Here is a 12,233-nt window from a genome sequence, read left to right on the forward strand (position 1 = left end):
CTTCAAAATTGCTTAACCATCAAACTGAAGTATTTACCCATATTTTCCACTTCGTTTTTAGAGAGAAATCTTGTTTATTGCATCCAAAGCACGGAGATACTAGCAATTAAGTATCCAAATACATAATACATCAATATATAAAATGCAGGAGGTAAAATATGGATTGGACATCTATTGCATTGTTCGTGCAACTTTTCTTTGGAATCATCATTGGGCTATATTTCTGGAATCTTTTACGTAATCAAAGGACACAAAAGGTTTCCATTGATAGAGAATCGAAAAAAGAAATGGAAGAACTTCAAAAACTGCGTTCCATAAAATTATCTGAACCACTTGCAGAAAAAGTAAGACCGACATCATTTAAAGATGTCATTGGCCAAGAAGATGGAATAAGAGCCTTGCGTGCGGCCATTTGTGGTCCGAATCCACAGCATGTCATTATTTATGGACCCCCTGGTGTCGGAAAGACTGCAGCGGCAAGATTAGTTCTTGAAGAAGCAAAAAAACAAAAGCAAACACCTTTTAAAGAAGATGCAGTTTTTATTGAACTGGATGCAACGACTGCACGCTTTGATGAAAGGGGAATTGCCGATCCTTTAATCGGATCAGTGCATGACCCCATTTATCAAGGTGCCGGGGCGATGGGCCAAGCCGGCATTCCGCAGCCAAAGCAAGGGGCTGTTACAAATGCCCATGGTGGAATTCTTTTTATTGATGAGATTGGTGAACTCCATCCCATTCAAATGAACAAGCTTTTAAAGGTACTAGAGGATCGGAAGGTATTTTTGGAAAGTGCCTACTACAGTGCGGAAAATCAACAAATACCAGCCCATATTCATGATATTTTCAAGAACGGCCTGCCGGCAGATTTCCGGATGATTGGTGCGACGACAAGAACGCCAGATGAGATTCCGCCGGCCATTCGGTCCAGGTGTCTGGAAGTGTTTTTCCGTGAATTAGAGCCTGAGGAGATTGCCAAGGTGGCCAGAAATGCAGCCAATAAGGTGAAGCTGGCAGTCTCAGAGCAAGGCATTGAAATTGTCGCCAAGTATGCGAAAAATGGCCGCGAAGCCGTAAATTTAATGCAAATTGCCGCAGGGCTTGCAATTTCGGAGAACAAAAATGAAATTTCAGAACGAGAAATTGAGTGGGTGATCCATTCTAGTCAATTGTCACCACGGTATGAAAAGAAAATTCATGAAGCGCCGAAGGTTGGTTTGGTAAATGGACTAGCCGTATTCGGCCCGAATATGGGGGCGTTGCTGGAAATTGAAGTATCTGTCATGGCGGCTCAAGAAAAGGGCTCTATCAATATTACCGGCATTGTTGAAGAAGAAAGCATTGGCAACCAAGGGAAGTCAATCAGACGGAAAAGTATGGCTAAAGGTTCTATTGAAAATGTTGTAACAGTACTTCGGTCAATGGGCGTCAAAGCATCAGAGTATGATATCCATGTGAATTTTCCGGGGGGCGTACCAGTTGATGGACCTTCCGCAGGAGTTGCTATGGCTACCGCTATTTTTTCCGCCATTTATAAGCAACCGGTTGATAATACGATTGCATTTACCGGTGAAATCAGTGTCCATGGAAATGTTAAGCCTGTCGGCGGTGTATTCGCCAAGGTTAGGGCCGCTAAAAAAGCAGGTGCGAAAAAAGTGTTTATCCCGAAGGAAAATTATCAAAGGATTCTTGATGAAATCGAGGGTATTGAGGTTATTCCAGTCATACATTTGGATGATGTATTTTCTAGCATATTTCCACATTTCGAAAATCTCGAGAACAGTGTACAGTATAACGAAGCCGTCCCAGCTTCAAGTGCAGAGTTAAATCCACCGCCTGCATCGATTTAGAATGAACGATGCTTCTTTCTTCTTTTTAATCATGATTGTCTGAGGCTGATCCGGAGTGGGCAGCCTTAGATTATGGTAATCCCGGTGACATTTTTGTTAAATATTTTTTGAATTTTTCATTAGTCACGACTTATCAATAGACAATTGTTCGCTAAATAAGATAGAATTGTACAAAGGTCTAACTCGTAAATACGCCAAGGCGCATTTGATTCAGAGGTTTGTAGTTTGACATTTTGGAGGTAAAATAAAATGACGAATAATAGAGAGATGATCGTCCCCCTCCTTCCGTTGCGTGGTTTACTCGTATATCCAACGATGGTAATTCATTTGGATGTTGGGCGAGAAAAGTCAGTTCAGGCACTTGAAAAGGCGATGGTGGATGATCACTTAATTTGTCTTGCCACTCAAAAAGAAGTAGGTATAAATGACCCGTCGGAAGAAGACATTTTTGAAGTAGGTACTCTTTCAAGAGTGAAACAAATGCTTAAGCTTCCGAATGGAACCATTCGTGTTCTTGTTGAAGGAATAAATAGAGCAAGAATTTTACAGTATATCGAAGATGATGAGGCATTCTTAGTTAAAATTGAAAAGATTGAAGAGGTCGAAGAAGCAACGTCTGAAGAAAGAGCACTGATGAGAACTTTGCTTAGCCAATTCGAACAATACATAAAGCTATCGAAAAAAATAACAGCAGAAACTTATGCTTCTGTTGCCGATATTGAAGGCCCAGGAAGAATGGCTGACATTATCGCTTCACATCTTTCATTGAAAATAAAGGAAAAGCAAGACATACTAGAGACAATGGATGTAAAAGAACGTCTCGAAAAAATGATCGTCTTCATTAATAATGAAAAAGAAATTCTAAATCTTGAAAAGAAAATTGGTCAACGTGTCAAACGTTCCATTGAACGAACACAAAAGGAATACTACCTCCGAGAGCAAATGAAGGCGATTCAGAAGGAATTAGGGGATAAAGAAGGAAAATCCGGTGAAGTTGAAACATTTAAAGAAAAAATTGTAAATGCCGGGATGCCTGACCGTGTAAAAGAAACAGCCTTAAAAGAGGTAGACCGCTTTGAAAAAATACCAGCGAGTTCCGCTGAAAGTTCCGTCATCCGTACTTATATTGATTGGCTGCTGGCACTGCCATGGCATAAAGAAACGACTGATAATTTAGATATCCATAACGCTGAAAAAGTGTTGGATACTGACCATTATGGATTGGAAAAAGTGAAAGAACGAGTTTTAGAATATCTTGCCGTTCAGAAGCTGACAAAATCTTTAAAAGGCCCAATTCTTTGTTTGGTTGGTCCGCCAGGGGTTGGTAAAACGTCATTAGCGCGGTCAATCTCAAGAGCATTGGGGAGGAACTTTGTCCGAGTTTCTCTTGGTGGTGTCCGTGATGAGGCAGAAATTCGGGGCCATCGTAGGACTTATGTAGGGGCAATGCCAGGTAGAATTATTCAAGGAATGAAAAAAGCTGGAACAATCAATCCGGTATTTTTACTTGATGAAATTGATAAAATGTCCAACGATTTTCGCGGCGATCCTTCTTCCGCCATGTTGGAGGTTCTGGACCCTGAACAAAATGCGAATTTTAGTGATCATTATATTGAGGAAACCTATGATCTTTCAAAGGTTATGTTTATAGCAACGGCAAATAATATCGGTACAATCCCTGGTCCGTTGTTAGACCGCATGGAAGTTATTTCGATTGCCGGGTATACTGAAGTGGAAAAATTGCATATTGCCAAGGATCATCTTTTTCCAAAACAAGTAAAAGAACACGGACTGGAAAAAGGAAAATTGCAAATTCGTGACGATGCATTACTAAAAGTGATTCGTACATACACTCGTGAAGCAGGTGTACGGGGTTTAGAACGGCAAATTGCTAATTTATGCCGAAAAGCTGCCAAAATCATCGTTTCTGAAGATCGAAAGAGGATTATTATTACAGATAAAAATCTTGAAGAATTTCTTGGTAAACCGAGATTTCGTTATGGTCATGCAGAAATACAAGACCAAGTGGGTGCGGCGACAGGCCTTGCTTATACAACAGCGGGTGGTGATACCCTCTCAATAGAGGTATCTGTCGTACCAGGAAAAGGTAAATTGACATTGACCGGTAAGCTCGGTGATGTCATGAAAGAATCGGCACAAGCAGCGTTTAGTTATATCCGTTCAAGAGCTAGTGAACTTAATATCGATCCGGATTTTCATGAGAAAAATGATATTCATATCCATGTTCCAGAAGGTGCGATTCCAAAGGATGGACCTTCAGCGGGAATCACGATGGCTACTGCACTTGTGTCAGCTTTAACTGGTCGGGCGGTCCGTAAAGAAGTTGGAATGACTGGTGAAATTACACTTAGAGGAAGGGTCCTGCCAATAGGCGGTTTAAAAGAGAAGACTCTCGCTGCCCATCGTGCAGGTTTAAAAACCATCATTATACCAAGTGAAAATGAAAAGGATTTAGAGGATATTCCTGAGAGTGTAAGAAATGACCTTACGTTTATACCAGTTGAGCACTTAGACGAAGTGTTAGAACATGCTTTAGCGGGAGAGGAAAAATGAAAGTAACAAAAGCAGAGATTGTGATCAGCGCAGTAAAGCCTGAACAATATCCAAATGACCCATTGCCAAACTTCGCGTTGGCAGGACGTTCCAATGTCGGAAAGTCATCATTTATTAATAAAATGCTAAACCGCAAAAACTTGGCGCGTACTTCCTCGAAGCCAGGAAAAACGCAAACGCTAAATTTTTATAATATTAATGATGCGCTTTATTTTGTTGATGTTCCTGGCTATGGTTTCGCCAAGGTTTCGAAAAAGGACCGGGAAGCTTGGGGAAAAATGATTGAAACATATTTAACAACAAGTGATAAGCTTCGTGCGGTGGTTCAAATTGTGGATCTCCGCCACAAGCCAACGGAAGATGATAAATTGATGTACAGCTTTTGCAAGCATTATGAAATCCCTGTGATTCTTATTGCAACAAAGGCTGATAAAATTCCAAAGGGAAAATGGGAAAAACACCTTAAAGTTGTAAAAGAAACGTTGGATGCTGATGAAAGTGACCCAGTGATTGTCTTTTCAGCAGAAACAGGCAAGGGGAAGGATGATGCATGGGCAGCCATCCAACACTTTATGCACTAAGAGGGACAGGGGGACAGGCACCTTGTCCCTCCGTTTTTATTACCGAAGAATGGACTGGGATTAGATGTGGGACAAGGTGCCTGTCCCCCTGTCCCACTATTTTTTCTTAACTAAGATATAAACACCGAGAAGAATCAATAATACCGGCCAAAAATGAACTAACCACCCTACTGCTTCACTAATATACGAAAGCCAACCAATCACGCCATCATAAAATAACCCTAAAAGCGAAATCACTACTAATAATATTCCTAGAATCCTTTGATGCTGGGCGATGAATGCTATACCGACAATGAGCGTATAAATCGCCCAATGATCCGGCCAAAAAGAGAAAAGCTCCCGTCCGTGGAAATGAATGCCAAGTCCGGTTAAGATGACTCCTGGAAATATACTTTGCCGATCATGGGCAACATAAACTTGTAGAAGGAAAGCAATACCAATAATTAATAGTAATGTTGGCCATGTAAAAAGCTTATGCATAACGGGTATGTTTAATTGGTCCATAAGGAAGTAAACGCCCAAACCTATTAAAATCACACCAAGAAAAAAGCCTTGTCTTTTCATAATAGAAAATTACACACTCCTTGGGACAAGGTGCCTGTCCCCCCGTCCCGCACTTGATTAATCCTGTTTATTTTTGATAAGATAAATTTAGAACTATGAATATGTCGATATTTTGCTTTTGGATTCATTTACCTATTGAAGATGAATTAATGATATCATAATGCTTTCATATACTGTTCATAAATTTTTAGTAAAAAATCATAATTTATGTGTTATTATAGTTGTATTGGAATTTTTTCGACAAATACCTACACTGACTTGATTGATTTTAATTGCGGGGTGGAGTAGTAAATGTACGTTCTAAAAGTTGGTTTGAATTATAAAACGGCCCCAGTGGAAATTAGAGAAAAATTAACATTTGATTCTTCTACGATTCAAGAAGCTCATAAGAAGCTTAGAGCGCAAAAAAGTATTTTAGAAGATGTCATTATTTCTACTTGTAACCGAACAGAAATTTATGCAGTAGTTGAGCAAATTCATACGGGCCGGTACTATATTATGGCCTTTTTGGCGGACTGGTTTAAATGTGAAATTGATGAATTCGCCCCATACTTATCTATATATGAAAATGATGAAGCGATAGACCATCTTTTCCGTGTTGTATGCGGTTTAGATTCAATGGTATTAGGTGAAACACAAATTCTTGGACAAGTTCGTGACAGCTTCTTACTAGCTCAAGAAATGAAAACAACAGGCACCATTTTTAATGAACTTTTTAAACAAGCCATTACGCTTGCGAAAAGGGCACATAACGAAACAGAAATCGGTGAAAATGCTGTCTCAGTAAGTTATGCTGCAGTGGAGCTTGCGAAGAAAATATTTGGACATCTAGAAAATAAACATGTTGTTATTGTTGGCGCTGGTAAAATGGGTGAACTGGCGGCTATTAATCTTCATGGCAGTGGTGCTATTAATATAACTGTAATTAACCGCACATACGAAAAGGCGGTTGAACTGGCAAATCGTTTTCATGGCCAGGCAGAGTCCATGGAGAATTTGAATCAGGCTCTAGTTGATGCTGATATTTTAATTAGTTCAACTGGCTCAAAGGATTTTGTCATTACGAAAGAAATGATGGCCAAGGTTGAGAAAAGAAGAAAAGGCCGCCCGTTATTTATGGTTGATATTGCTGTACCGCGTGACCTTGACCCAGCACTTGATGAACTTGAAAATGTGTTCTTATATGATATTGATGATCTTCAAGGCGTTGTCGATGCGAACTTGGCAGAACGTGAAAAAGCAGCTTTGAAAATTGGCAAAATGATTGAAGTACAAATGGCTGAATTCCAAAGTTGGCTTGGAACATTGGGGGTAGTGCCAATCATTTCGGCTCTACGGAAACGTGCCCTTGCCATTCAAGCTGAGACGATGGATAGTATCGAAAGAAAAATGCCTAATTTAACTGATCGTGAAAAGAGATTATTAAATAAACATACGAAGAGCATCATTAACCAATTGCTTCGAGAGCCAATCAATAGCGCGAAGGAAATAGCTTCACAGCCAAATGCGGAAGAATCTTTAAAACTGTTTATGAAGATATTTGATATAGAGGAAGATGTTCAAGAGGAAATAGATGCACAGAAAAAGCAGGAAAAAGTGGTCATACCCATTGAAAGAGAAAGACAATGGGCCTACTCATTGAAGAATATTTAATTTCCTCTAAAAAGAACAATCTTAGAGAGGATTCAAAGGGATGCTTACCTTTCATTATGGTTGGATTTATGATGTAACGATAATATTATATGCATGTAGTGTATTAGGCTATTTTATAGATTTTTTACTAAACAACCGGAAGGCAAATAAAACAGCCTTCTGGTTGCTTGCTATTGTGTGGATTTTGCAATCTATTTTCTTGATTACCAGAATGATTGAAATGGGTCGTTTTCCCATCCTCACAATTTCCGAAGGCCTTTATTTTTATGCGTGGGTCTTAGTTTCTTTTTCTTTGATTATTAATAAAGTGTTTCGAATTGATTTTATTGTCTTTTTTACAAATGTACTTGGTTTCATCATTATGACCCTGCATCTATTTGCCCCTGTGGACTATAAGCCAGACGTTTTAGCCGAACAGCTTATGTCTGAATTATTAGTAATCCACATCACCATTGCGATTATTTCATATGGCGCTTTTTCTCTCTCAGCGATTTTTTCCATGATGTATGTCCTTCAATATCATATGATAAAGAGAAAAAAATGGGGTAAACGATTACGACGTTTAGGGGATTTAACAAAGCTTGATCGGCTTTCATTTAGCTTTAACATGAGCGGGGTACCGCTGTTGTTAATATCACTAATATTAGGTGTTGTTTGGGCTTATATTTCACTTGATGATTTTAAATGGTATGATGTAAAGGCACTAGGGTCATTTACTGTTTTATTAGCTTATAGTGTTTATTTGTATGTTCGCGTTACCAAAGGGCTGCAAGGGAAAACGATTGCCTTATGGAATCTAGCGGCATTTTTGATTCTGTTAATTAACTTTTTCTTATTCGGTAGTTTGTCCCGTTTCCACTTTTGGTATGGGTAACTTTATTCAGCAGTGGCGTAATTAATTATATAGATTCTTCAATGGAGGTAAAAAATACATAATGCGAAAGATTATTGTAGGTTCGAGACAGAGTAAGCTTGCATTAACACAGACAAACTGGTTTATCGAGCAAATGAAAGGCCTTGGGCTTCCATTTGAATTTGAAGTCAAAAAGATTGTTACAAAAGGTGATAAAATCCTCGACGTTACCCTTTCAAAGGTTGGTGGGAAAGGCCTTTTTGTTAAAGAAATAGAACAAGCTATGTTAGATAAAGAAATAGATATGGCAGTGCACAGCATGAAGGATATGCCTGCCGTTTTACCGCCTGGCTTCACAATTGGCTGTATTCCATTACGCAAAGATCATCGAGATGCTTTTATATCAAAGGGACACGTTAAATTAAAGGATTTGCCGGAAGGTGCAGTTGTTGGGACAAGTAGCCTAAGAAGAAGTGCACAGCTACTCGCTTATCGCCCAGATTTGGAAATTAAATGGATTCGCGGCAATATTGATACTCGTTTAGCTAAATTAGAAGACCCTGCTGAAGGCTTTGATGCGATTATTTTAGCTGCTGCTGGTCTTATTCGGATGGGCTGGTCTGAAGATACGGTAACGGAATACTTAGATATTGATATAAGTGTACCAGCAGTTGGACAAGGTGCGCTCGCGATTGAATGCCGTGAAGATGATGCTGAACTATTAGATCTTTTACATAAACTGCAGGATGAAAACACCGCCAAAGCGGTAGCTGCGGAACGAGCTTTCTTGAACAAAATGGAAGGCGGTTGTCAAGTACCGATTGCCGGCTATGCAGAAGCGTTGGCAGATGAGCAAATTAAATTAATTGCTCTTGTTGCTTCACCGGATGGTAACACGATTATGAAAGAAGAGTTACTTGGTACAGATGCCAAGGCACTTGGGGAAGAAGCGGCACGCCGCTTAACTGAGAAGGGTGCAAAGGCCATCATTGAGCAAGTGAAAGAGGAGAATGATCGATAATGCCTGCTATTAGCAGCATATTAAAAGGCAAGAGAATTTTGGTTACACGTGCGAAAGAACAAGCGGCATCTTTTTCAGAAAAAATTGCCGAGCATGGTGGGATTCCAATTGAAATTCCTTTAATAAAAATACAACCGCCAAAGGATATGGGCCAAGTTGAACGGGCATTGCAAAGCATAGACACATATGATTGGCTTGTATTTACAAGTACGAACGGTGTAGAGTATTTTTTTCATTTTCTTGATGAATTTAAAATTAGCTTCTCAGAAGCAAAGCGGCCCAAAATTGCTGTAGTCGGTAAAAAGACACTACAAGCCTTGGAGCAAAAAGGAATGAAAGCCGATCTTGTCCCAGCGCATTTTGTTGCTGAGGATTTACTTAAGAAAATGATGACGGAACTTAAGGCGGGCGAGTCGGTATTACTCGCGCGAGGGAATCTTGCAAGATCCCTTTTACCTGAGAAATTAGATGAAAACGGGATGAAGGTAGAAGACCTTGTCATCTATGAAACTGTTTTAAATATCGAGAAGCAGGCCGAACTTTTACATTTATTAGAAAGCCGCTCCCTTGATATTATTACGTTTGCAAGCTCCAGTACGGTAACAAATTTTATTGAACTATTGGCAGGTACAAACTGGCAGGAATGGATGGGTTCTATACAAATTGCCTGTATCGGACCCATTACGGAAAAAACAGCGCTTGATGCAGGTTTGAACGTGCATATAGTTGCTAAGGATTATACGATTACTGGGTTGTTGGAGGCCATCACGACTCAATAAAAAGGAATGTAATAGGAGGAATTGTAAATGAATGATCTAAATTTTAAACGTCATCGCCGCCTACGTGCAAGTGAGGGCATACGCTCCATGGTGCGTGAAACATATTTACGAAAAGAAGATCTCATTTATCCAATCTTTGTAATAGAAGGCAATAATATAAAAAATGAAGTAAAATCGATGCCAGGTGTTTATCAATTATCATTAGATAATCTTGATGAAGAAGTGCAAACTGTTGTAGACCTTGGAATTCCGTCCATTATTTTATTCGGTATTCCAGCTGAAAAAGATGAAGTAGGAACAGGTGCCTATCATAACCACGGTATTGTGCAAGAAGCTACAAGACAAGTGAAGGAAAAGTTTCCTGAGCTTATCGTAGTTGCTGATACTTGTCTTTGTGAATTTACTGATCATGGTCATTGTGGCGTGATTGAAAACGGAGAAGTTTTAAATGATCCTTCCTTAAAACTATTGGCAAAAACAGCTGTCAGCCAAGCAAAAGCAGGTGCAGATATCATTGCTCCATCGAATATGATGGATGGATTTGTGGCAGCCATTCGCAAAGGATTAGATGAGGCAGGTTTTGAGCATATTCCGATCATGTCTTATGCAGTAAAATATGCTTCTGCTTTTTATGGACCATTCCGTGATGCGGCTGGAAGTGCACCGCAATTTGGTGACCGCAAAACCTATCAAATGGACCCAGCTAATCGTTTGGAAGCATTACGCGAAGCACAGTCTGATATTGAAGAGGGTGCAGATTTCTTAATCGTGAAACCGGCGTTATCCTATATGGATATCATGCGTGAGGTGAGGGACCGCTTTAATGCCCCAATGGTTGCTTATAATGTCAGCGGTGAATATGCAATGGTCAAAGCAGCTGCCCAAAACGGCTGGATTGACGAAAAAAGAATCGTGCTTGAACTTTTAACAAGCATGAAGCGTGCAGGTGCTGACCTGATTATTACTTATTTCGCAAAAGATGTAGCTACATGGATAAATGAAGAAAAATAGGAGTGATATGATGAGAAGCTTTGAGAAATCCAAAGCAGCGTACAGTGAAGCACTTCGCATTATGCCTGGCGGTGTAAACAGCCCTGTTCGTGCTTTTAAATCTGTGCACATGGATCCGATTTTTATGGAGCGCGGCAAAGGCTCCAAATTATATGATATTGATGGAAATGAATATATTGATTATGTATTATCATGGGGTCCCCTCATTCTAGGACATGCTCATGATGAAATCATCGAGGCGTTAAAAAAAGTGGCAGAGAACGGAACTAGCTTTGGTGCACCAACGGAACTTGAGACTAAGTTAGCTCAGCTTGTGATTGAGCGTGTACCATCAATTGAAGTTGTGCGCATGGTGAACTCAGGTACGGAGGCTACCATGAGTGCCCTTCGCCTTGCCCGTGGTTTTACCGGCCGTAATTTGATTATGAAATTTGAAGGCTGCTACCACGGCCATGGGGATTCTTTGTTAATTAAAGCAGGATCAGGAGTGGCGACGTTAGGATTGCCAGATAGTCCAGGGGTACCGGAATCCATTGCGAAAAATACGATTACAGTGCCTTATAATGATCTTGATAGTGTTCGTAAGGTATTTGAACAATATGGCAAAGATATCGCTGCCATCATTGTTGAACCTGTGGCCGGAAATATGGGATTTGTGAAGCCGCTTCCTGGATTTTTAGAGGGACTTCGAGAAGTTACTACTGAATACGGTGCTCTTTTAATTTTTGATGAGGTTATGACAGGCTTCCGTGTTGGCTACAATTGTGCCCAAGGACATTTCGGTGTTGCTCCAGATTTAACTACCCTAGGTAAAGTAATCGGAGGTGGTCTTCCTGTTGGAGCATTTGGCGGTAAGGCTGAGATTATGAATCAAATTGCTCCAAGCGGCCCTATTTATCAAGCTGGTACCTTATCAGGTAACCCACTGGCCATGACAGCCGGGTATGAAACCTTGTCACGTTTAACGCCGGAAATCTATGATGAGTTTACGAAAAAGGTAGATCGCCTCCTAGAAGGTATGAGACGTGCTGCTGAGAAATATGATATTCCACATTATTGCGATAGTGTCGGAGCAATGATGGGCTTCTTCTTTACCAACGAGAAGGTTGTGAACTTTGAGACAGCGAAGAGCGCTGATTTGGATCTTTTTGCGAATTATTACCGTGAAATGATTGAACAAGGTGTATTTTTACCACCTTCACAATTTGAAGCCTATTTTCTATCTACTGCCCATACAGATGAAGATATTGAAAAAACAATTGCTGCAGTTGAAGAGACTTTTGCGAAATTAAAATAAATAGTTTTCCAATAAATTAGAAACAGAGCCCTTACTTCCTCATATATTTG

The 12,233-nt window shown here is 40.0% G+C and carries 10 protein-coding genes; 9 read left to right on the top strand and 1 reads right to left on the bottom strand.

From position 1 onward, the window contains the following. The first annotated feature begins 158 nt into the window (after positions 1-158). From lonB to yihA, 3 genes are all read left to right on the top strand, one after another. A complete protein-coding gene (lonB, locus tag ACNQFZ_RS15930; RefSeq protein ID WP_458412307.1) occupies positions 159-1,850 on the top strand; it encodes an ATP-dependent protease LonB in 1,692 nt (563 codons plus the stop codon). A 249-nt stretch (positions 1,851-2,099) separates the two neighbouring features. Further along, positions 2,100-4,424: an endopeptidase La gene (gene lon, locus ACNQFZ_RS15935; protein ID WP_458412308.1), complete on the top strand. Its 2,325-nt coding sequence runs from the start codon at positions 2,100-2,102 to the stop codon at positions 4,422-4,424. Continuing rightward, positions 4,421-5,005, top strand: coding sequence for a ribosome biogenesis GTP-binding protein YihA/YsxC (yihA, locus tag ACNQFZ_RS15940; RefSeq protein ID WP_458412309.1), 585 nt, complete (start codon positions 4,421-4,423; stop codon positions 5,003-5,005). The genes lon and yihA overlap by 4 nt, the downstream gene beginning before the upstream one ends. A 96-nt stretch (positions 5,006-5,101) precedes the next feature. Here yihA and ACNQFZ_RS15945 read toward each other — a convergent pair whose 3' ends face one another. After that, positions 5,102-5,569: a LiaI-LiaF-like domain-containing protein gene (locus ACNQFZ_RS15945; protein WP_458412310.1), complete on the bottom strand. Its 468-nt coding sequence runs from the start codon at positions 5,567-5,569 to the stop codon at positions 5,102-5,104. 291 nt (positions 5,570-5,860) lie between these two features. Here ACNQFZ_RS15945 and hemA point away from each other — a divergent pair, with 291 nt between their 5' ends. From hemA to hemL, 6 genes are all read left to right on the top strand, one after another. Continuing rightward, positions 5,861-7,222: a glutamyl-tRNA reductase gene (gene hemA, locus ACNQFZ_RS15950; protein WP_458412311.1), complete on the top strand. Its 1,362-nt coding sequence runs from the start codon at positions 5,861-5,863 to the stop codon at positions 7,220-7,222. A 40-nt stretch (positions 7,223-7,262) separates the two neighbouring features. Continuing rightward, entirely contained in the window at positions 7,263-8,096 is an 834-nt protein-coding gene (locus ACNQFZ_RS15955) for a cytochrome c biogenesis protein (protein WP_458412312.1), read from the top strand. Between the two features lie 61 nt (positions 8,097-8,157). Beyond that, positions 8,158-9,096, top strand: a complete 939-nt coding sequence (gene hemC, locus ACNQFZ_RS15960; protein WP_458412313.1) for a hydroxymethylbilane synthase — start codon at positions 8,158-8,160, stop codon at positions 9,094-9,096. Then, positions 9,096-9,875, top strand: a complete 780-nt coding sequence (locus ACNQFZ_RS15965; protein WP_458412314.1) for a uroporphyrinogen-III synthase — start codon at positions 9,096-9,098, stop codon at positions 9,873-9,875. The genes hemC and ACNQFZ_RS15965 overlap by 1 nt, the downstream gene beginning before the upstream one ends. 27 nt (positions 9,876-9,902) lie before the next feature. Then, complete coding sequence (gene hemB / locus ACNQFZ_RS15970) at positions 9,903-10,886, top strand: porphobilinogen synthase (protein WP_458412315.1); 984 nt, start codon at positions 9,903-9,905, stop codon at positions 10,884-10,886. A 10-nt stretch (positions 10,887-10,896) separates the two neighbouring features. Next, complete coding sequence (hemL, locus tag ACNQFZ_RS15975; protein ID WP_458415411.1) at positions 10,897-12,183, top strand: glutamate-1-semialdehyde 2,1-aminomutase; 1,287 nt, start codon at positions 10,897-10,899, stop codon at positions 12,181-12,183. Positions 12,184-12,233: the final 50 nt, after the last annotated feature.

This window comes from Schinkia acidoalkalinis (assembly GCF_054301215.1).